The following is a 22,471-nucleotide window of genomic DNA, read 5'->3' as shown; positions in this document are numbered from 1 at the left end:
ATCTTGAGGTTTGGCGCGACTTTGCGGGAGAAATTCACTGCTGTGCTAGCGACCAGCCGCAATGACTACACTGACGCTATGCAAATCCGCGTCGATGATCTGACCAGCCCTGCCGTTCTGCAACTGCTGCAGGAACATCTGCAGAGCATGCACTTGCACTCGCCGCCAGAAAGCGTGCATGCACTCGATCTGGCCGGCCTGCGCAGTCCTGCTATCACTGTCTGGACGATTTGGGACGGCGACGAGTCACTCGCCGAGTTACTCGGTTGTGGCGCGCTGCAGGAACTCGATCCACAGCAGGGCGAAATCAAATCGATGCGGACCGCCGCCGCTCACATGCGCAAGGGCGTCGCGCGGCGATTGCTCGAGCACATCATTGCCACTGCCCGGCAGCGCGGCTATCGACAGTTGAGCTTGGAAACCGGTTCCGCCGCTGCCTTCGAACCCGCGCGCCGACTGTACGCAGACTTCGGCTTTACCGAGTGCGGGCCGTTCGGCGATTACGTGATCGATCCGCACAGCGTGTTTATGACACTCGCGCTTAAGTAGCTGAATTCGCCAGAATTCAGACTTGGCAATTAGACGCCACCATCTGAATTCTGGCGAATTCAGCTACTGACGCACACGCCGCGAGTTCATTGGAAGATCGACCGCGCTGCCACTACAATCCGGAACGCGTTTCCTGCCAATTCACCTTTCTCAATTCGCTCCGATGAGTTCCTCTCGCACCACCACGGAATTGAGAGCCACCTGGTTGCCGGGTGTGATCATTCGGTGGCTCGGCATCATCATGCTGTCGACGATCGTGCCGAAGATGCTTACTGAGTGGCTGTTGCTAAGGCAGGTTTCAGCCAATGAGTCGGCCTTGAACTGGGTGCTGCTCTTTGCCGCGTTGCTGCTCGTCGGCTACGGCTGGATCAGTATGAAGAAGGGAGTGGTCAGGCTCATTCTCTCGCGCAAGGATTTAGATTTTCCGCAGCAAGAGCTGGCCATCCCTTGGCAGACCATCACGCGAATCGAGCTGACGAACGGCAAGCTGCCGTCGGGAAAAGGGGTGCCGATGTTGCTCGTGTGGCTCACGCCGACCGCGAGCAGGGAGCTAGGCAATCAGGTTTATTGGGAGGTGCCGGCGCCCGGCATCGCGCCGCCGCCGATGATCAGCCAGCGGATCAACTATCGGTTGATCGACGGCATCGAAGGGCCGTTTGAATTTATCGACTACTTGCGCGAGCGCGTCGCTGCTGCTGGTGGTTCGGCGGGCGTGCCTCGCAAAACGAAGATTCCATCCGCAGCCGATCCACTTGAGCTGCGCGATGAAGTGCAAGCCGGCTCGCCAAGCCGCTCGTTCACCTGCGAGATTTGCGGCGGTCAAACGCTCGCCAAAGACAGCGTGCTGAAACGCCTGTGCAATCCGCTGCGCGTCGCGAGTGTCGCGCAGTGCACAGGGTGCGGAGAGTTTCCAGTGCTGAGCAAGCTGCGCTGGACCGACACCGGCGAAACCCTCGAAGCCTTTCGCAAACGAATGTGGCGCAAAACTCCCGCCGCGTGCGCGATCGCGCACTACCTGTTGTTGTTGCCGCTCGCCGGCTTGCTCACCATCGCGTGCATTCCGCCGAACGTGGTCAACCCTGGTCCACCCATCGGCTTGTATGTCGTCTGCTTTGGCATCGCCTGGATGGTGATGCTCGTCACCTTCTCTTACACACCGTTCGCGAACCTGGTCCCTGCGCTATTTGGTGTGACGTATCATCGGTATCGTTAGCAGCGATTTAGATAACGCCGACAAACCTAATGAACGACCACCTGACGACCGAGCCGATTCAACTGTTCATACAGCAAGGGCATGTCGAACTACTGCCGATTGCTGTGTCGGCAGCGGCCGATCGTTACTTGGCTCAGCAGTTTCCACTTCAGACCAAAGCGACAACATCGGTCGTGGACTGGGGTCAGGTTCCCTCTGCCGTGCTGCAGTGGTCGGAAGCGAGCGATGACGAAACCGTGGCCTGGTCGCGGGGAACACTGGCGGGCCGGTGCGCCTGGGGACTTTTGCTGCTCGGCACGACGCAGCCCTGCTTGCTCGGCCAGATGGAGTTCATGATCCGGCACCTCGACGAACTGGTCTGGCGATCGCCGGGCATTTGCCTGCTATTTGGTGTGGAACGCGGCGCTGGCGACGAGATTGTGCTTACGTCGGGCTTGATTGAATACAACGGAAAAGACTATTTGCGAGGTACGTGCTGAACTTTGTCAGCGCCTCGAGTTTGGTATTCTGCTACGTCGGAATCTGCCAACCAACTCACGGTGAGGGAACACGATGAAACGGGACATGGATGCCGTCCGTTCGATCCTGGCCATGCTCGAAGAGAGCGATGGCCAACCCGATTTTCGGCCGCTCATCACCAGCACGTTTACCGTGCGGCATTTGAGTTATCACCTCTATCTGATTCACGACGCCGGCCTGGCCATCGGCATCGAGCAGAGCAATCTTGGTGGCGGCGACTTCCCCTTTGTACTGCTCACGCATCTGACCAACGCCGGCCACGACTTTCTCGAAGCGGCCCGCAACGACAGCCAATGGAACAAAGCCAAAGAAGCCGCCCTCAGCAGCGGCGCCGGCCTGACGCTGAATATCCTTACGCAAACGCTGGGGATCTTTGCGATGGGAGCGGTGGATAGTTGGCTGCGGCGGTAACTCACCGATAAGCACTAATCGCTTCGCCGCGCCGACCAGGCTTCGCAGCGGTACGGCACGTCGACCTCTGCTAAACCAAGTTGATCGAGGTGGCTTTCAATTTCCTGCAGCAGCTGCGCGAAGCGTTCAGGGCCGGCGGTGATGGTGAGCCGGTTGTGGCTGCGCCAGAGGGTGAGGTAGCGGGCGCGCGACATGCGGATGGTGTGCGTGGCGGTGCGGTGGGTGGTGAAGGTGAAGTCGCCGGTCGAGGCGAGAATCGTGGGCCAGGGGCGATTGCGATAGGCTTCGTCGAATTCGGGAATGAGGCGGCGAATGGTCGCTTCGGTCCAGCCGAGGATTTCGCTGTCGCGGTTGGCTCGGTTGTTCCAGACGACGGTGAACAAACTGCCGGGAGCGAGAATGCGCCGGAGCTCCGGCAGAGCCCGCGGTGGATCGGCCCAATGAAAGGCTTGCGCGGCAACAGCCCAGCGCTGCGAGCCATCGGCCAGGCCGCTGTTTTCAAAGGTTCCCGCCGTCCAGCACGCGGCGGGAACGGCGTTTTGCGAGCGCATCTGCTCGTTGGGTTCGAGCGCAGTGACCTGCAAACCGCGGTCGATCAGCAGCTGCGTGAAGATGCCGGTCCCCGCGCCGAAATCGGCAACGGCAGCGCCTGACGGCAGGCAAGCGTCGGCAATTAGTTGTTCGACAAGCTCGGCAGGATAGGTCGGCCGGGCCTGACGATAGGCATCGGCCTGCGGAGAGAAGTCGCCGAGGGACATGCGCGTTTCCTGGTCGCAATTCAGCCGTTTGTTAGCGGGGCTGGTCTAGTTATAGTAGAGCAGATTGCTTCCTCGTAATTGTGTAGAGCCTCTGCATGTTGTTACTCTCTCCTGAAATGATCGCCGGGCTGGTGGTCCTCGTGGTGCTTCTCTTCCTGGTCGTGGCGATCGTTGTAGCGGTCCAGTTGGGCCGAGCGAAGGCGAAGATTTGGGCCGGCAACGCGAGCCTGCGAAAAGGAAACCTCGCCGAGGCGGTCGTCGCTTACAAAGCAGCTGCGGCCATTACGGTGGGGACCAACGATGCTTTCAAGATTTGGCCCGGACAGCAAGAGTCGTTCGATCAAGCGATGGTCGGTATGACTACTGCCTATCAGCAGGCGGGGCTGGCGATCAATCTCGCGCCGTTACTTCAGCTGCACGCCAACGTGGTGCAGATGTCGAAGCGCGACGGATCCGGGACGATGCCAGGCAGCCCTGAGGAGATCGCTCGCCTCAAGCAACAAGGTGTCGGCTTTCTCTCGCGGCTGCCGAATCTTCCTGCTGGCGCTCGTCCAAAGACAGCTTGATCGCATGTTGCTCGCGCTCACATCGCACACGCATTAGTCAGCCACAATAATGACTACGAATTCGAATTCCCCTGCAGCGCTGCAGTGGCCATGTCCGCGCTGGTTTGAATTGCAATTGGCTGGCGATGTTCCGCAGCGGTTGGGTTTTGCTGCGCTCATCGGCCTGGCCGTGGCAACGCTGGTCGCTTCGCCGGCCATTGCCTCGATTCCTGCGGAAAAGTTTACGATGCAGGGTATTCCCTGGTTATTGTTCTCGGGCTTTCTGGGCTTGTTTGTCGCCTTCGTCGCGTTGCAGCGCGTTTGGCCGGGCACCTCGACCGTCGAATGTCAGCCGATGGCGCTCGTGCGCAAGACGACCAAGATGTACATGGGCGTGAACGGCGTGGTGACGCAATGGAGCGACATGACCTGGCCCTACTCCGATATTGAGAGCTGCGGCATCTTGCCGCCGAGTGATACGCAGCGGCATGGCATGCTGGTGGTGTGCGCCGACGGCGCGTTCGATGTGCTGGCGATCCCCGGCGATTTTCCGCTGCAAAACCTGGTGCAATTTCTCACGGCTCGCGGCGTGCGGTTGCAACGCTTGACCGAAATCAAGCGCGAATGGGTCCCCACCTGGCAATCGCCGGTGAAGTGGATCGGCGCAGGAATCGCCGCGGGGGTTGGTCTGCTCGCGCTGCTGGTGAGCCTGGTGATGGCGGCCAGCAAACCAGCGGCTGCACCGGCGAAAGACCTAGCGGCTCCACCGCCTGCTGCGCCAGTGGTTGCGCCCGCAGTGCAAGAACCACCAGCGCCAGCGCTGAAGCTCGTCAAGACTTGGAAAATCGATTCGGGTCGCGAACCGCGAACTTGGGCAGTGTCGTTCGATGGCGGAATGAGCACCTATGCCGATTTCGCGGGCACGATCGAGATCGCCATCGGCGAACAGCCTTTCAAGCCGCTCGATCAAAAATTCACCAAGGGGCTGACTGCGCAGTTCTCTGCCGACGGCTCGCGACTTTATTACTTGACGAGAGACGAGTTCGTCAGCATCGACCCCAAGGCCGGCAAGGTGCTGGAAGTCATCAAGTTGCCCGGCGCGGAGCGATTGACGATCTCGCACGCGGGACGCTTGGCAGGTGTCATGCGCGCGGGCAGCATTGAACTCATCAATCTGCTAAATCTGCAGCAGCGTAAAAACTTGCCCGTGAAGAAGGCGGATTCCGGGTTTATCGCCTTCTCGGCCAACGACGAAGAACTGCTATTCCGCGGCAACCACACCATCGAAAGCGTCCACTGCACGACGGGCGTGCAGCGTGAACTCTGGAAGATTCCGGAAGAGCTGAAAAGTTCGGACATCACCGCGAACACCGATTCGCGCTGGCTGACCTTTGGCAGTCTGGACCAGGTTGGTATCGTTCCGCTCGACAATCTGCCGGGAATGCGGATCACCAAGCTCGACAAGCAACCGTCGAGCCTGCAGTTCTCCAGAAAGCAAGGAACCCAGATCGTCGGCGCCAGCATTACCGAGTTGAAGGTGATGAACTTCGCCACGAAGCGAACCGTGGCCGCTAGCCAAACCTCGTTCTTGACCGATGTCAGGCTGCTCGCCGACGACAAAAGAGTCACGGCCCGCAGCAACGTTGGCACGGCTTATCTCTGGGAATTGCCGTAGCTAACTTCTTCGTAAGGCAAATCTCGCCTCGCTGTCACAAACTCGAATCCCGCCGGTATGGACCATACACTGGGGCTGAATCGTGCATTCGCCCTGCAGTACTCTTGCCTGGTTCGCGGGTCCGAAGTGAGGAGAATGAGATGAAGCTTCAGCAACTTTACCGAACGCTGGCCGTCTGCCTGATGCTGGCGTTTGCTGTTCCCTGTCTGGCTCAATCGCAGCTGGACGACGATACCTACAACGAAATCCTGGCGGCAACGCTCGCTGCCAACGACAACGGACGTTACAAGGAAGCCGAGCGTTACGCGTTGCAGCTAAAAGCCAACGACGAACGTTTCGACCCGAAGAATTTCGCCTGGCGAATCTTTCTCGGCCTGGCCATCAAAAATCAGGGCCGTTACGACGAAGCCCGGCCGCTGCTCGAATCGTATGTCGAGCTCTGCAAGAAGAACCACGGCGAAGAGATCCGCACCGTCGAAGGGCTGATGACCTTGGGCGGTTTGTATATCGAGATGGATTTGACCGACGAAGCCGCTCCCGTCTTGGAAGAAGCCGTGAAGATGGGCGTGCGCAAGCTCGGCCCCGACAACGAAACCACGCTCGACGCGCAGACCAACCTGGCGAGCGTCTATCAAAAGACAGGCGAGTGGGACCGCGCGGTCACGCTGTTTCGCGACACGATCAATCGCCAGCATCGCATCGGCAGTCGCAATCTCGAACGCATGATACCGATCTGCAATCTCACCTTGCTCTATCAATACCAAGGACGTTACGAGCAGGCCGAGTCGATCGCCCGCTACGGGCTGACCGTGGTGAAGGCCTTGGGTTTGCCCACGAAGCATCCCAAGACCATCATGCTGCTCGAACGTCTGGCCATGACCTATCAGGTTCAGCATCGCTACGAAGAAGCTCGGCCGATTTTGGAAGAGGCTCTCAAAGCCGCTGACAGTCTGCTCGGCGCTGATCATCCTGATACGGGTTCGATTTGTGCCAACCTCTCGGTGTGCTACACCGAGCTGAAAGAAACCGCGAAAGCGCGCGAGCTGCTGAAGCGAGCGATCGATATTTACTCTGGCGTCTACGGCGCCGAGCACGCCCGCTTGTGCCCCATGATTTATGCGTTGGCTTGGGATCTGGTCGACGATGGCGACTATCCCGAAGCCGAAAAAGTGGCTCGTCGCGGTTTGGCCATCGCCGAAAAGGCCAGCAACGGCGAGAAGCGTCTGGCAGCTCAATTGCGTACGCTGCTCGCCGATATTCTCTTCCTGCAAGACAAAGTGGACCAATCTGAAGCCGAGCTCAAGCGGGCCCTGAGTGACCTGACGGAACGCGGCACCGATCTGACGCGGCGTCACGATCTGATGCGAACGCAAGCTCGCATTCTGTGGAAGCGAGGCGACAAGCAGGGCGCCATTCGCGAATTGAAAGCAGCCATCGAACTGGTCGATTCTTCGCGAGCTTCGGCTGGTGGCAGCGAAGTGGAACGAGCGGCCTACTACTCGAAGTTCACGCTCACGCACGAGATTTTGCTGCAATGGCAAGCCGAGCTCGGCGATGTGCCCGAAGCCTTCAAGACCTTTGAACGCGCACGGGCTAGAACTTTTCAGGAATCGATCGATCAGGCCGGCGTCGATCTGTGGGCTGGCCGTTCGGCTGAAGACAAGGCTCGCGAACAACAGCAACAAGTCGAACTCAACAGCAAGGTTTCGAAACTGCAAACCGAATGGCTTGAGTTTCCCGCCGCCACCGACAAAGAAGAGCGCGCCGTGACCGAAGAACGGCAGCAGCTCGCGAATAATCTGCTCGACGCCCGCGACGAACTCTACAACTTCGAGCGCGACTTGCGAAACGCCAGCCAGGCTTATCGCCAGCTGATTTCGACGCAACCAAAAGTTCAGGAGCTGGCCGAAGTTCAGAAGAAATTGGTGCAGGAAAAAACGCTGCTCCTGAGCTACTTCATCGGAGAGCACAACAGCTATGTGCTGGCCGTCACTCCAACCAACGCTCGCCTGCTCGAGTTGAAAGTTTCCGCACAAGACGCCGCCGTGCTGGCGCTTAAAGTGGGACCGCTCACTCGAGATAATCTGAAGAAAGTGTTGCTTGGCGATGACAAATCGGCCGTGTTGCCGCGGATTGCCAAGAACGTGCCGCTGGGCGATGTCGAACCGAAGTTGCACAGCTTGTGGCAGGTTCTCGTGCCCGAGCAACTGCGGGCTGAGGTAACCGGCGGCGGACTCGATAAGTTGATCGTCGTTCCCGATGGCCCGCTGTCGCTGTTGCCGCTCGAAGCGTTGATCGTCGATCGCTCGGCGGGCATTGTCTACTTGCTCGACGTCGCGCCGCCGATCGAATATGGCCCGTCGGCTGCCGTGCTGATGACCCTCACTGACCGCCCGACAGTTCCGCCCAAGAAAATCTCGGTGCTGACGTTAGGCAACCCGACCTACACTCGTGCTCCTGCCAATGCTCTCGCCGAAACCGGTCGCGCTGCCGTCATCCGCAGTTCGCTGCGGCCGTTGCCTTTCACCGGCACCGAATCGCGCTGGGTCGCCGAAACCTTTCGCAAGTCGGGCGCCGAATCGGTGCAGTTCCTGCTCGGCACGGCTACGGAAGCGAACATCCGCGCCAACATCGAAGGCCGCGAGATCATTCATCTGGCCTGCCACGGATCGAGTGATGCCTCGTACGGCAACTTCTTCGGCGCACTGGCCGTCGCCCCGGGACAGAAGGTCGGCAATCCGATGGACGACGGCATGCTGACGCTCGCCGAGATCAACACGCTGAATCTGAAAGGTTGCGAGCTGGCCATCCTCAGCGCCTGCCTCACCAACCACGGCCCGCAGCAAGAAGGCGAAGGCGTGTGGGCGCTCTCGCGCGGCTTCCTGGTCGCCGGTGCTCGCCGCGTGGTCGCCAGCGACTGGGTTGTCGACGACGCCGCGGCTGGCAGCTTGATCAGCATCTTCTGCAGCCGTCTGGCCCTCGATCGCAAAGCCGACAAGCCGCTCGACTACTCCAAGGCCCTCCGCGATGCCAAACGCTGGACCCGCGATCAAGAAAAATGGAACCGCCCGTACTTCTGGGCCCCGTTCGTCTTCGTGGGCCCGCGGTAAACGTTCTCATTCTCCTCACTCCCTCGCCCCTGTACTCAGGGGAGAGGGCCGGGGTGAGGGGCGACCTGCAAACCACCTCGATCTGCTCGCGCGTCCCCTCCCACTCGCCGAAGTGCCGAAATTCGCTATCGCTCTTTCGGCGGTGCGCGGCGGGTTCGAGTCCCTTCATCGACCGCAGAGCGTTCGACGACTTTTTTCTCACTTCGTCAACGTTTCCACCGTCACGGCCATCACCACCGGGGCGGTTTCGTCGTTCCCCTTCACAAGTTCGATCGTCGCGATCGTATCGGGCTTCTTGGGCGTGACGGCAATGTAACGCAGCTGTGAGTTGCGGAGTTGAAACGCAAACTTGCTGCCGGGGACATCGACACGGCGGATGTAGTCGGCGAAGTGCACGCCGTTCTGCAGCGGGTGATCCTCGCGGCTGCCGTCTTCGTAGCGGAGGCGGACGATCAGGCTGGTCGTCTCCTTCGCGTTGTAGGGCGCCGCCCAGCCCGCCACGCCGCTCAGCAGGTGAATCTGCTTTGCGGGCGAGTTGCACGGCAGCGTCACGCTCTTCGGCATCGTCGGCGGATATTTTCCGTTCGGGCCGTAGAACAGGATCGCGTTCGGAACCTGGTCTCCCTTGGGATCGACCAGTTGGAAGGGGACACCTTCAAACGTCTTCGGCGACCAATCGTCAAAGGCCAGCCGTTCCTGCGCGGCCTTCTCGTCGTAGAACATGCCTTTGGTCGAAACGATCGAGGCCACTTTATCGAGCGGAATCGGCATGAATTTGCCGCGCTGCGTGAGGAACTCGAGGATATCGGTCAGCTCGACCTTCGTGAGTTGCTTTTCAAAGCCTTCGGGCATCAGCGATTTTTGCGACTGCGCGAGCTCTTCGATCTGCTCGCGCTGCACGGCGTGCTTCTTACCTTCGGCGTCGATGATCTCGACGGCGGTCTTGCTTTCGGAAGCGAGCAGCCCGGTCAGCACCCGGCCGTCGTCGATCAGCACCGTATATGCCCGGTAGTTCCCTTCCACGCTGCGACTCGGATCGAGCAGGTGGATGATGAGTTCCTTCTTGGGATGCACGGCCATGCCGGTGAGATCGGGGCCGACCTTGTTTCCTTCGCCGCTGTGCGTGTGGCACTTGGCGCAGACCTTCTTGAACGCGATTTTGCCCGCGGCTGCATCGCCGGTGGTCTTCGTAATGTCGAACAGCTCGTCGATCACCTTCTGCCGATCGGCATTGGGCAAACCGCCACCGGCTTCGAGCAATTTCTTCGCACGATCACGCAAGCCGCGATCGGGATGCGCGGCGAGGGACTGCTTTTGATCGAGATTCAATTCAGTAAGCGCGAACTCGGCCCTCTCGGCAGCATCGAGCATCGTCTTTGTCCATTCGCTGCGCGAGACGATTGCATTCACCACGCTCGCACGATTGCCAGGTGTGACGCGCTTCATCGCGTCGAGCAACGCCGCGCCGGTTTCGGCTGATTCACTTTTCGCGGCGGCTTCGATCAGTCCTTGCGCGAGCTGCGGAGAAATCCGCGGCGAAATGAGACTCAGCAGTGCTGCGGCCGCGGCAGAATCATTCTTGCGAAATTCCACGAGTTGCTTCGCCGCAGTCACCCGCGCCGCATCTTCGATTTTGTCGTTCTGCACTGTCGAAAGGAGTGTCGCGGCAATTTCTGCGGCGAACTTGTCGAGCTTTTCGCTGCCGAGTTTGCGGGCGAGGCTGATGACGGTCGATTGCTCGGTGGCGGGGATCACTTTGAGCAGATGCGCCAGCGCCAGTTCTTGATTGTCGTTCAGGCTTGCCTTCTTCGCGCGCGGCCAACCCTTCTCCAGCCCATTGAGAACGGCAGAGACCACCTCGGGCTGAGCCATGATGCAGTTGGAGACCACTTCACCGACCTTATCGCCTGCCGAATCCCCACGGGCGAAGTGTTGCGCGACGAGCGCGATTCGCTCGCGGACCAGCGACTGGGCGAAGTCTCCCTTGGCAGTTCGGGAAAGGGCGGCGGCAAGGAAGTGTTCGTCATTTTTCGCAGCGGCGGCCGTCACTGCGTCGAGCAGCCAGCGATCGCGCAAGGTCTCGGAGTTTTGAATCGCGGCCAGAATTCTGTCGGCCACCTCTGGCGACGGCTGTCGATCCGCGAGCGCAAGAAACGCAGCCAGGCGAACTTGGCCATCCGGATCCTGCAAGACTTTTGAGCTGATCATCAGGTCAATGTACGACCCTTCGTCCATGCCAGTGCGGGCAGCATCGGCGACAAAAGCCAGTGCCGCATTACGACGCACACCGGGCGCTGAGTTGTGTAAAGCCATCCCGAGTGTGGCTGCAAACTTCGCCCGTTCGTCGCGCGTGGTCAGAGCCTGCAGGGCCCAAATCGCATGCTGTCGCGTCTCTGGCGAAATAGCCTCATCCGCCTTCACCAGTGCATGAAGTTGCTCCGTGTTCGCCGTGCCATTTTGCTCCACTAGCAACCGCTGCGCATGCAACCGCCAGAACATATTGTCATTCGACAACGTCTTCACCAGCGTTTCCGGCGAAGCATCTTTCAGCGTTAGCGGCTTTTCTTTTTCCGCCTTCGTATAAACGACGCGATAGATGCGGCCGTGTTTCTTATCGCGTAGGTTCGTTTCGTACGCATTGCCTCGGCCGTTCTTAAAACCGGCCGGCGTCGGGTTGTGCTGAACGATGTAGTTGTACCAATCGATCACCCACACATGACCGTCGGGGCCGACCTCGGCCATGATCGGGGCGGTCCATTCGTCGTCGCTGGCGAGCAGGTTCCAACTGTTCTTGCTGCTGAAATCGGCGCCGTTGCGTTTCAGCACAAATGTGGCTGCCAGGTGACCCGTGGGATCGGTGACGAACGCGGTGCTGTTCCAATACTCGCGCGGATACGTGCGAGCCGTGTAAACCGCGTGGCCGGCGGCGGCGGTGAAGCTGCCGTGATGATCGACCTCGCGAATCTTGTCGGTGATCGGATAAAAGCGGTCGCTCTCGGCGATCGTGCCGAGCACGCTGCTGTTCCAGCCGCGGACGCGTTCGTAGCAACGATTGGCAATCGGCATGTAGACGCTCGGGTTGCCGTTGGCGGTGCTGCCGAGCAGGATGCCGTCCTCGGTAATGCCGACACCCCAGCTGTTGTTGTTCGTGTTGCGGAGGAATTCGAACTCGGTGACCTTCACGTCGCCTTTTTCCGCGCCGACTTTAAAGCGGTAGAAGCCTTGCTTGAACGACTGTTGTTGCCCCGCAACTTCACCTTGAAAACCCGCGTAACCGACTTGGCCGTAGTACCAGTTATCGAGGCCGTAGCGCAAGTTGCTCGGCCCGGCGTGCGTGTCGCCCGTCGACCAACCAGTGAAGAGGACTTTGCGCGTGTCGCATTTGTCGTCGCCGTCTTCATCCTTGAGGAAGAGTGTGTCCGGCGCTTGATGAACAATCACACCGCCGCGGCAAAAGACGAGGCTCGTCGGAATACTCAACTTGTCGGCAAACACCGTGAACTTATCGGCCCGGCCGTCGCCATCGGTGTCTTCGCAAATCCGAATGCGGTCGCGGCCTTCGCCCTTCCGTTGCATTTCGTTCGGATAGTCGACCGTCTCACTCACCCACAGTCGGCCTCGCTCGTCCCAGTTCATGCAGATCGGCTTGCCTTGCAGCTCCGGCTCAGCCACGAACAGCTCGACATGAAAACCCTCTGGCGTGACGAGATGCTTCATCGATTCTTCCGGCGAGACCGGCTTTTGCATCTGCCAATTCGCGTTCGGATTCGCACCCGCGCCGCGATTTGGCGGGTAGAACGGCACGTCGGCGGGTTCGTACTCGAAGGGTTTCACATTTTTCGCCACCTCGGTCATCTTCGGCCGATCGACAAATGCCGGAACCGCATCGAGGTTGTCTTTCACCGCCCAACGAATGCCGCGCTCCAGCAAGTTGTGAAAGCCCGGGTTACCGAACGTGCGTTGATCGTGGCCCCACGCGGTATAAAACACGCGCCCCTTGCCTTGCGTGCGAACCCAAGTCCACGGCTCTTTGCCCTCTTTGTCTTCGCGATACTCCAGCACCGTCCGATCGGTCGTGTTGTGCTTCTCGTGGACGTACGTTTCATCCCAACTTTCAAAACCACCAAAGCCGCGCAGCAGCGGATGATCTTCGTCGGCCAGCGTCGTGCGAAACGTGCCCGTGCCGTGCCGTTTGAATTGAGCGCCGACGAGCGCGATGTACTTCGGCGAATTCAAAAAGCAGTACGAAGCGCAGTGGAGCGGAATCAGCCCCTTGCCACCTTCGACATAATCGAGCAACGCTTTTTCTTGCTCGGGCGAAATCTCGGTCGTGTTGGCGTAGATCACCAGGCCCGCGTATTCGCTGAGCGTCTTTTCGTTGAGATCGCTCATCTTCTCGGTATACGTCAGATCAATGCCGCGCTCTTTCAGCACGGGCATGATCTGCTTGAAGCGAGCCTCGGGCTGATGATGCCCGCGATCGCCGAGGAAGAGGAGCTTGAGACGCGCCGGTTCGGCGGCCTGAAGTGCCGAGGCGCTCAAGAACGAAACGAATAATACGAGGGAGAGGAGGCGATGCATGCGAAACTTTCTCGCTGAGAGACGCGAAGTATCCGCTTCATCATGTTCCGAGGAGCGGTCGCTGGAAACCACTTGGGCGAATTAATCAACCGATTTTCGGGGAGAAGGGATAACCACAGAGACCAGAGGATGCTGAGAAAACGACTCCGTGCTCGCTTACTGAGCCGCCACCTTATCGGTGCTGTTCTGCTCCCGCCGAAATTCCATCCCCAGCCAACCATCGGCCAGCTTGAGCTTGTGGAGCCGGACGGTGCTCAAATAATCCCAAGCGCCGCCAGCCGGCGAACTCAAGCCATCGAGATGAAAGCGGCTCGCGAAGAACCCAGAGAATTTTTGCCGCAGGAACGCGCGATCTTGCGACGCGATGTCACCTTCAATGTTCACGTCGCCGACACGTTGCCAGCCGTGCTCGTTGCCGACTTCTTCAACAGGAGCCAGAGTGCAATGCAGCGTGAACGGCGTGGCCCGCTCCTGGCCGTTGATCCAATACGCCGCGATCGCCAGCGTGAAGTGCACGCCGTCGCGATCGATGCGGGTTGACCAAGGACTAAGGCGTTCGAATTGAACGGCCCAGCGCTCGCTGTTCTCGCGAACGCGCAGCTCCACATCGTTGTCGCCGAGCGCTTCCTTTTGAATGTAAGCAAAGAACTCGTCATCCCAAATGCCGCCGCCGGCGAAGCGCTCGATCAAGTTCGGAAATGCCGACTCGTGAATGTGTACGTTGAGGTCGCCGCGCAGATTCATGTCGGGCGCAGTTCGGGCCGCGATGCCGCTGCGGCCGGGAATGTTGAAGTGCAAATTGGCGTGCGATTCGTTCAGCGACGCCGACGACTTCGGCAGCATGCCGACGCGCACGAGTGGATGCGTGTAGTAATGTTGCACCTGTGCATTCCATTCGGCCATCCGCGCTTTGATTTCGGTGTTGAACGACTCAGCAATCCGCGTCGCGGCCAAACCGGATGCTTGCTGACGAGCTTGTGGCAGCGACTCCGATGCGCGACTCAACACTTCGCTTTGAATGCGATTGTCGATGCGACCGGCCAGGCGACTATTCGGAAACAAACGCCGCCGTTCGACACTCGCGCCGGTGAGCGCCGAAGTTGTCTGAGCGGCCACCTGCGCCGGCGTGGCGGTGAACTTAGTTCCATCCCACTCCACCTTGGTCTTGGCTTGGATGGCGGTTTGTCCCTGACTGTGAATTTGAAACTTGCCAGCGTACGCCGTATTGTGCGGCGACTGCAGTTGGCCGGTCAGTGCGAGCTCGAGGGCATTCTCCTGCTTGGCGACGGGTTGGCCGCCAAGCTGACCTTGGAAGTGGCTCATCCCTTCCACGCGGTTTCCCAGGATGACATTCGAAGACCAATGACTCCGTTCGACTTGCTTCTGAAATTTCTCCGCCATCGCCGGCAGCATGTTGCGCGAGATAGTGAACTGCAAATTGGGTTGCTGAAATTCGTCCTGCAGCGCGGCGACCAGCGGCTGCGCTTGATTCAGTGTCGCCAGCCAAGCGACTTCTTCCCGCAGAGCGGCGTGATCCAACTCGCGATTTGCCAACAACTCAATGATCCGCTCGATGTGAATGGCGCGCTCTTCACGCAAGTCTTCCGGCAAGCGATCGTTCGTGAGCAGTTGAGAATCGAGATAGCGATCGAGCGCAGCGCGCATCTGCAGCACGGCATCGAGTTCCAACCCCTCGCGCGGTGCGTAGAACTGCTTCGAGAGCACCAGCAGGCGACTTGCATCAGGGCGCGCGGCCTGCAGCGCTTCAGTGAGTGCCTCGCGATCGAGCAAGCGATTCAAAATACTCTTGTCGCGCGACGAAGCTTGCTCGAAATGTCGATTCAAACCTTGCAACGCTGCTCGGCACTCGTTGATAAGCCGATCGGCTTCGTCGGCTGGCTGCAGTTCATTGCGCGCGAGTTCCTGCCGGGCCACTTTCACCACCTTCGCTGGCTGTTCGGGCGATGCGCACCAAGCCGAGGCGGACAAAAGAGAAACGAGGATGGTCAGAACATAGTTGCATTTCATGGTTGCTCTCGCTTGCGCTTCGCTTCGATCACGAGGGGATGATCGTCCTCCAGCTCTTCATACAAGAAGAGGACGTTGAACATCTCGTGAAACGTTTGCTGTCCCCACACGATGTCTTCGATCGGCCCTTTGCCGACGCGTCGCAGGTTGTGCTCGGTGTTGTCGTAGAAACCGGTGCCGAGCACGGCTTCGTCGTTGAGCACGACCAGCGGCTCCTTGAACTTGTAAGTCACTTGCCAGTTGAAATCCCAATTCGGCACTTCCAGGAGCGTCTCGCCCCGCAACTGCCAGTGCTGCTTGCGATCTTCCAGATCGGCGATCGTCACGTCGGCAGCACCGATCTTTTCGAGCTTCAGTCGCGTGCACGCATAATGGCCGTGACCGCGCACACTCTCGATGCGCACATGCTTCTGAAACGGGAACAGCCCTTGAATGGTGTGGTTCTTCACGTTGGCAGGGACGAGAAAGTTGCCACGTTTGGTGAAGAAGTAGTTCGTTTGAATGAGTCGTTTCGGCGGCTCTTTCGAAAAAATTAAACCGACATCGGACTGCACGGGATAGGAACGTTTGCCGTCGGGAGTGAGATGCATCTCGAGAATGATGTCGCCGCCGAGCACCGTGCCGAATTGCGGATCGAAGGTGCGGGCGTTGTCGGGATCGCCCGGTTCATAACCGCCGAGGCGGCGGGCGCCGAGAATCGAAGGGCCATACATGAAGAGCAAATCGAGCGCGTTCAAGCCGACGGCTGCTCCACCGCCTGCCGCGGATTGCGTGGCTTCGTTGATCTTGCCGTGGTACTCATGCACTTGAATATGATGCACGACCTGCGGATGGGCGCCGGGCCGCGACTCGATGGCTTGCACATAGAGCTTGCCGTCGTGCCCGTACTTTTCGCGAACCTCATCAGGCACACGAATCGGCACGTAGACGTAATCGACGATCCCGTCCTTCGGCACTTGAAACGGCTGACCCATCTTGGCGACGAAGTCGGGTTTGCCGATCTGCCATTCTTTCGTCTGCGAGAACTCGCGCGGCGCGGGCCGCTTGGCGCGATCTCCCAGCTTCCGTTCGCCGCGAAGCCAAGAGATCAGCTTGTACCATTCGTCCTTCGTCAGCCGACGATCATGCTCGAGCTCATGCGGCGAATCACCGGGAAACGGCGGCATGGTGCGATCGTGCACCACCTGATCGATGATCTCGGCGTGGTCCTGCAAGTCGCGTAGCGACATCAACTCAAACGGCCCAGCGCCACCTTCGCGATGGCACTCCTGACAACGTCGTTGCAGAATCGGTTCGATATCTTCGTAGAACGTGAACGGTTCGAACTGAGCATCGGCGAGCTTCGGTATCGGACAACCAGAATTCACCGGCTCGTCGATCTCATCAACCTTTTCGCCGGCAACGATGCGATCGAGCACTTCTTGCAGCAACAGATTTTTCGCCTCGGGTTTGCCAGCGCCGCGCTGATATTGATCGTCGATGGGCCCCGAATAGATGACACGTTTGGCTTGCGGATCCCAGACGCGAACTTCGGTGTAATTCGTTACACCAAATTTCGTCATCAACTCCTGCTCGGCGTCGTGCATCACGCGAAACGGAATATTCTGCCGTAGCGCGTGACGAGCGATTTCGCGAATACTCAAAAAGGGCCCACGGCTATACACGCCGATGAAGCTGATCGCGTCTCCTTGTCGCCCCGAATGTTCCCACTTGCCCTCCGCATTTTTGCGAATCGGTTTGCCGCGGCGATCCATTTCAAAGGCGTTGTAGCGATCGTGCAATTTCCGAAGTGTATCGACGTAGCGGTTGGCGTCGGGGCAGTTGTCATCGAGAAAAACAAAGACTGTCGCCTTCGCACTCTTATCGTGAATGCGATCGAAGCGATGGCGATTTCCTGCGGTATCGCGCAGTTCGGGAGTCGACTCGGCAGCCGAAACGCCAAGGTGAGCGAGCGCAAACCACGCGCCCGCCAAAAACAGTGCCAGCCTCATGGTTGCAAACCTCAGGGTGCGACAGGAGGCCCCCAATTTGGAGGCTGACGCGAGGAATGCAGCTGGCGTGCCGGGGTTGCAGAAAAATGACCACAGAGACACAGAGTACGCAGAGAAATGCCTCTGTGGTAGTCATCCTAACCCAGCGTAAACTCCGGCAACCGTACGATCTCGCCACCCTTCAGCGCCGACTCGTGAGCGCAGATGCCAACGCAGGTCCAGTTGGCGGCCGTCACCGCATTGGGCCGAGGATCGCGATTCTCCGACAGCGCCGAGATCATCTCATGCACCAGGTGCGGGTGCGAACCGCCGTGGCCGCCGCCCTGGATGAACGACAGGTGATCGGCATCTTGAATGCTCTTCGTAAACTTCCGAATCGGCTCGGGCAGCAGGTGTGCAAAGTCCGTCACTTCGATCTTCGAGGCAATCTCGTGCTCCGGCTTCTTCGCCGTGTGCAGCACGTGCGGCTCCCCTTCGACGAGCGTCCACTCGAAGGACTTTTTGGTGCCATAGACATCAAAGCTCTCGCGATACTGCCGCGCGACGTCGTACAGAAACCGCCAGATGTGCGCGACCACGTCCTGATCCTTCACCTTGATGTGGCAGCTCTCGACGGCGAACTTGTTGCCCGATTTCTTCGCGATATCGTCGCGCACGGCGCCGCTGCCGAAGCAGCTGACGTACTCGGCTTTGCCATCGACCAAGCCGAGGCAAGGGCTCACCACGTGCGTGGCGTAGTGCATCGGAATCATCCGTTCCCAATAATCTGGCCAGCCGTCCATATCTTGCGGGTGCGACGCCGCGAGGTGCTGAATCTTGCCGAGCTCACCCTTCTGATACATCTCCTTGATGAACAGATATTCGCGGGCATAGACGACCGTCTCGGCCATCATGTACTTGAGGCCGGTCTTCTTCACCATCTCGACAATCGCTTTGCAATCTTCAATCGTCGTCGCCATCGGCACCGTGCACATCACGTGCTTACCGGCCTTCAGCGCGGCGAGGCTCATCGACGCGTGATCGGGAATCGGGCTGTTGATGTGGACGAAGTCGACATTCGGATCCTTCAGCACGTCGTCGTAGCTGGTGTACCGCTTCTCGATTTTGAAGCGATCGCCGACGACGTTCATCTTCTCCGTGTTGCGCTGGCAGATGGCGTAGACGTTCGCATTCGGATGGGCTTGATAAATCGGAATGAACTCGGCGCCAAAGCCGAGTCCGATCATGGCCACATTCCACTTTTTGCCGCTCATGGTAACTCCCGCTGCGTGAAGAGGATTTTTCGTTTAGGTCTGCCCATTAGCGTAGTGATTTGTAACGGCATGACCATCGGGCTTGCCGCTGTGGTCATCGAACGCCTCCCGCTCCCGTGACCACTGGGCTCGTCCCAGTGGAACGCTCACTGGCCAGCTACAATGCCGGCAAAGACGTGAAGACGGAATTATGCCAGAACCGCAATACATCGCAGCAAACTGCAGCGTCGCTTATCAGCTCCACTGGTCCCTAAGCGTCTTTAGCCAATGTCCAATTCCCGCCGCGTCCGAATGGCGCGAAGCGTTATCTCTCGCCGTCGAAGCCGATGGTGTCCGGCTATTGGAATTCTCCTCCGTCGAGAATGCCGCCGGGCAGTTCTTTCTAAGTTCACGTCCGGATGTCGCGCCTGCCGCAGTCGTTCGTTCGATCAAGGGCCGATTGCAATACCTGTTACGCAATACCATTCCTCAGTTGTGGAGGCGGCACTACGCAATCACTAGTGTTGGATCGGCAAACAACGAAGTCTTGCAATCATACGTAGGCCGGCAGGTCGAACATCATCCACAAGCCGACGCGCGAGTTGTTGAGCGGTTGAAGCAAGTTCAATTCCACGACTCAGGCGTGCTGTTGGACGAACTGCGGTCCAGCGCGCACGGCAGGTTCACCAATAGCCTGCACATCGTTCTTGAAAACGCTGACCACTTGAACGATGTTCGCGAGGAGTGGCTCGTGACCACGCGCGAAATGATCATCCGCGCTTGCCGAAAGAAAGGCTGGCTATTATCGCGAGTGGGCATTGTGGCGAATCATCTTCACATTTTGCTGGGCTGCGATGTCGATGAAATCCCGCAAGACGTCGCCTTGAGTCTCATGAACAATTTGGCCTTTGCGCACGGCATGAAACGGGTTTTTGAAAGCAGTTTCTATCTGGGTACATTCGGTCCTTACGATCACCAGGCCATTCGGAATCGGTTGCCGAACTTGTAGCTGGCCAGTGAGCGTTCCACTGGGGCAAGCCCAGTGGTCACGGGAGGCGGTTCGAAGACGCAGGTGGGTAGCTGGCCAGTGAGCGTTCCACTGGGACAAGCCCAGTGGTCACGGGAGGCAGTTCGAAGACGCAGGTGGGTAGCTGGCCAGTGAGCGTTCCACTGGGGCAAGCCCAGTGGTCACGGGAGGCGGTTCGAAGACGCAGATCGATAGAAGGAAACGGAGAACTCGTGCGCTTCCAGAATGCGCGCTGAGTGCTTCGTAGTTGTTATACTGACGACCGATTACTTTCTCCCGAGGTCAACCATGCTCCGATACCTGACATTCGCCGTTCTGATCCTTACCGCTTCTCTCGCCCACGCCGAGCAGTTTGTGCTGTTTGATGTGACGTTCACTTTTACGAAGGACGATGCCGATAACTCGAAGCCGAGCAAGTCGCATTACTACGTGAAGGGAGACATGCTGAATAAAGAACGGCCGAAGGATTGGACGGCGCCGGTCGATTATCGCAACGGCACGGTGCACATTCGGGCCGAGGTGCTCGAGAAGCCCGAAGGGAGCGAAGCCACGATGTGGACGCTGTGCTACATCCCGAACAAGGGCGATAAAGAGAAAGGTGGCTACGGCTGCGTCGGTACGAAGGTGTACAAGGAAAAGGGAGTGTACGAGTCCGATGTCTCGATGAAGAGCTTTTGGCAGAACGAAGGAATTGTCTGGACGGAAGGGATCAAGCAGATGGACCTGGTGATCAAGGACAACAGCGGCGGAAATGGTCATGCCCACAAACGGCCTGACCACGAAAAGTTCTTCCCCACGAAGATGCGGATCACGATGATCCAGGTCTCGGCCGGCGCGAAGTACGATGCGAGCCTGGTGCCAGGATTGAAGTGATTTGCTTTCAACATCCGTTATGCACGGCGGTCGACGCTCAGTTGCTGTAGGCCGGTTCGGCCTTGATCGATGCTTGCAGGGCGGCCACATCTTTGGTCGTGAAGTTGATCGTGTCGCAGCCGGTCCAGCCGTTGGCCATGATGGCGTGGCTTGCATTTCGCCGATGTGAGCCGCAGCGCAAAGCAAGCCGAAATGCTGGTAAGCTTTCATACGGGCATGTCGCTCAGTAAAGGCGAGTCGATTGCCTGATAGTTCTCTCTTAGAACGGCGTGACCATGAAACCCGATGACTTTCTGCCGCGGCCTGATCAGGTAAAGACCTTTGCCACACAGCCGCATGCCACGCCTCTCTATTTGACGAGCGTGTGGGAATGCGAATCGCCGGCGCAGGCCGATGCGATGCTCGGTGGGCAGGAGCCGGGGTATGTCTATCAGCGCGATGGCCACCCCAATGGCGCGGCGCTGGCGGCGAAGTTGAACGAACTTGAGCAAGCGCCGCATGGCATGGTGGTGGCCTCGGGCATGGCGGCGATCTCGGTGCCGCTGCTGGCCACGGTCGCGCAGGGGGAACATGTCGTCACGGCGAGTCGTGTGTATGGCAAGACGCTGCAGTTGTTGAATGCCGAAGCTTCGCGACTCGGAATCTCGCTGACTGTTGTCGATACGAACGATCTGGCCGCCGTTGCTGCCGCGATGAACGAGAAGACGAAGCTCGTGATTGCCGAGACGATTGCCAATCCGCTGCTGCAGGTCGCCGACATCGCCGCGCTGGCCGAGATCACGCATCGGGGCGGCGCGCGGTTGCTGGTCGATAACACGTTTGCCTCGCCGCTGGTCTGCAAACCGCTGGAGCTCGGCGCCGACATCGTGATGGAGAGCCTGACGAAGACGCTGAACGGCCATAGCGATGTGCTGCTCGGTTATCTCGGTTGTCGCACCGACATTTGGCCGCGCGTGAAACAGGTGGTGAGCGCTTGGGGCTTTTCGGCTTCCCCTTTTGATTGCTGGTTGGCAGCGCGCGGACTCGCGACTGCTCATCTGCGCTTGGAACGAGCCTGCTCAAATGCATTGCGCGCCGCAGAGTTCTTATCGCAGCGCCGCGAAGTGGAACGCGTCGAGTACCCGGGCCTGGCCGTTCATCCTCAGCACGCGATTGCCAAGCGGCAGTTCGTGGGCCCCACCGGCCCGCAGTTCGGCACGATGGTGGCGTTTCAATTGAAAGGTGGCCGCGCCGCCGCCGACAAATTCATCACGGCAGCCAAGGACATTCCGTTTTGTCCCTCGCTGGGTGAACTCTCGACAACGCTAAGCCATCCCGAAACCACCAGTCATCGCGGCTTGACCCCGGAAGGTCGCGCCGCCCTCGGCATCACCGGCGGGACGATTCGTCTTTCGGTCGGGACCGAGACGCCGGAGTTTGTTTGCAGCTCGCTGGCCACGGCGCTGATGCAGACGTGATTTATCGTCGCCGAATATTCCATATTCGGTGGTGGCGGTGGCAGGCAACGGCCCGCTGGAATGAGCGTTAGCGATATTCCAGCACTTTGGCGAGCGTGACCGCGACCACCGGCCTCGTGCCGGTGGGGCGTTCACTGGACAGCTACCCGCAAGGACCAATCGACACGGCGACCATCGGCCTTGTGCCGATGGGGCCCTCACTGACCAGCTTGAGGAAGCGGAAAGTGATCGCTCCACGGGGATGAACCCCGTGGTCGCGAAAGCGTTTTTCTCGCGTCACTTGTTGTAGCTGACCAGTGATCGCCCCACCGGCACAAGGCCGGTGGTCGCCAGCGTGTGCCGACAGCGTCGCGGTCGCGAACGGCTACTTGGCGGATTTACGTCAGACCAGAGCTGTCAGTGACTGGGTGTTTACTGAGTTAGGAGCTGATTTCAATCCACCCGATTTAGCTAGAATAAAGTGTGATATCCTCAGCACGATATTGCAGGCAGATTTGCGCGT

General features: G+C 59.0%; 15 protein-coding genes. 10 read left to right on the top strand and 5 right to left on the bottom strand.

The genetic code is table 11. The features are described 5' to 3' along the window. Positions 1-78 precede the first annotated feature (78 nt). The 4 genes from M9Q49_RS28860 (at position 79) to M9Q49_RS28845 (ending at position 2,692) form a co-directional block, all read left to right on the top strand. Positions 79-549: a GNAT family N-acetyltransferase gene (locus M9Q49_RS28860; RefSeq protein WP_254512771.1), complete on the top strand. Its 471-nt coding sequence runs from the start codon at positions 79-81 to the stop codon at positions 547-549. A gap of 163 nt (positions 550-712) precedes the next feature. Next, positions 713-1,762 (top strand): hypothetical protein, encoded by a 1,050-nt coding sequence (locus M9Q49_RS28855; RefSeq protein WP_254512770.1) that lies wholly within the window; start codon positions 713-715, stop codon positions 1,760-1,762. A 29-nt stretch (positions 1,763-1,791) separates the two neighbouring features. Next, positions 1,792-2,241, top strand: a complete 450-nt coding sequence (locus M9Q49_RS28850) for a hypothetical protein (RefSeq protein WP_254512769.1) — start codon at positions 1,792-1,794, stop codon at positions 2,239-2,241. A gap of 73 nt (positions 2,242-2,314) precedes the next feature. Then, positions 2,315-2,692 carry a DUF2513 domain-containing protein gene (locus M9Q49_RS28845; RefSeq protein WP_254512768.1) on the top strand — a complete coding sequence of 126 codons (378 nt, stop codon included), beginning with the start codon at positions 2,315-2,317 and terminating at the stop codon, positions 2,690-2,692. 14 nt (positions 2,693-2,706) lie between these two features. Here the strand turns inward: M9Q49_RS28845 and M9Q49_RS28840 are convergent, their stop codons facing one another. Beyond that, the gene (locus M9Q49_RS28840) at positions 2,707-3,450 is read right to left on the bottom strand and encodes a class I SAM-dependent methyltransferase (RefSeq protein WP_254512767.1); all 744 of its coding nucleotides are present in this window, start codon (positions 3,448-3,450) and stop codon (positions 2,707-2,709) included. Positions 3,451-3,545: 95 nt separating this feature from the next. Here M9Q49_RS28840 and M9Q49_RS28835 point away from each other — a divergent pair, with 95 nt between their 5' ends. The 3 genes from M9Q49_RS28835 to M9Q49_RS28825 all read left to right on the top strand — a co-directional run bounded on the left by M9Q49_RS28835 (position 3,546) and on the right by M9Q49_RS28825 (position 8,780). Then, the gene (locus M9Q49_RS28835) at positions 3,546-4,016 is read left to right on the top strand and encodes a hypothetical protein (RefSeq protein WP_254512766.1); all 471 of its coding nucleotides are present in this window, start codon (positions 3,546-3,548) and stop codon (positions 4,014-4,016) included. 49 nt (positions 4,017-4,065) lie between these two features. Continuing rightward, positions 4,066-5,670, top strand: coding sequence for a hypothetical protein (locus M9Q49_RS28830; protein WP_254512765.1), 1,605 nt, complete (start codon positions 4,066-4,068; stop codon positions 5,668-5,670). A 140-nt stretch (positions 5,671-5,810) separates the two neighbouring features. Further along, a complete protein-coding gene (locus tag M9Q49_RS28825; protein WP_254512764.1) occupies positions 5,811-8,780 on the top strand; it encodes a CHAT domain-containing protein in 2,970 nt (989 codons plus the stop codon). Positions 8,781-8,978: 198 nt separating this feature from the next. On the opposite strand, the gene M9Q49_RS28820 is transcribed toward M9Q49_RS28825, so the two are convergent. From M9Q49_RS28820 to M9Q49_RS28805, 4 genes are all read right to left on the bottom strand, one after another. Continuing rightward, positions 8,979-13,361: a PVC-type heme-binding CxxCH protein gene (locus tag M9Q49_RS28820; RefSeq protein WP_254512763.1), complete on the bottom strand. Its 4,383-nt coding sequence runs from the start codon at positions 13,359-13,361 to the stop codon at positions 8,979-8,981. 156 nt (positions 13,362-13,517) lie between these two features. Continuing rightward, complete coding sequence (locus tag M9Q49_RS28815; RefSeq protein ID WP_254512762.1) at positions 13,518-15,389, bottom strand: hypothetical protein; 1,872 nt, start codon at positions 15,387-15,389, stop codon at positions 13,518-13,520. Next, positions 15,386-17,380: a hypothetical protein gene (locus tag M9Q49_RS28810; RefSeq protein WP_254512761.1), complete on the bottom strand. Its 1,995-nt coding sequence runs from the start codon at positions 17,378-17,380 to the stop codon at positions 15,386-15,388. The genes M9Q49_RS28815 and M9Q49_RS28810 overlap by 4 nt, the downstream gene beginning before the upstream one ends. A 137-nt stretch (positions 17,381-17,517) precedes the next feature. Further along, entirely contained in the window at positions 17,518-18,633 is a 1,116-nt protein-coding gene (locus M9Q49_RS28805; protein ID WP_254512760.1) for a Gfo/Idh/MocA family protein, read from the bottom strand. 190 nt (positions 18,634-18,823) lie between these two features. Here M9Q49_RS28805 and M9Q49_RS28800 point away from each other — a divergent pair, with 190 nt between their 5' ends. The 3 genes from M9Q49_RS28800 to M9Q49_RS28790 all read left to right on the top strand — a co-directional run bounded on the left by M9Q49_RS28800 (position 18,824) and on the right by M9Q49_RS28790 (position 21,969). Continuing rightward, on the top strand, positions 18,824-19,621 hold the full coding sequence (locus M9Q49_RS28800) for a transposase (RefSeq protein WP_254512759.1): 798 nt from the start codon (positions 18,824-18,826) through the stop codon (positions 19,619-19,621). A 306-nt stretch (positions 19,622-19,927) separates the two neighbouring features. Then, complete coding sequence (locus M9Q49_RS28795; protein ID WP_254512758.1) at positions 19,928-20,512, top strand: hypothetical protein; 585 nt, start codon at positions 19,928-19,930, stop codon at positions 20,510-20,512. A 275-nt stretch (positions 20,513-20,787) separates the two neighbouring features. After that, entirely contained in the window at positions 20,788-21,969 is a 1,182-nt protein-coding gene (locus M9Q49_RS28790; protein ID WP_254512757.1) for a trans-sulfuration enzyme family protein, read from the top strand. The last annotated feature ends 502 nt before the right edge of the window (positions 21,970-22,471 follow it).

This window comes from Anatilimnocola floriformis (assembly GCF_024256385.1).
GTDB lineage: Bacteria > Planctomycetota > Planctomycetia > Pirellulales > Pirellulaceae > Anatilimnocola > Anatilimnocola floriformis.
This window is presented reverse-complemented; position numbering and strand designations above follow the sequence as displayed.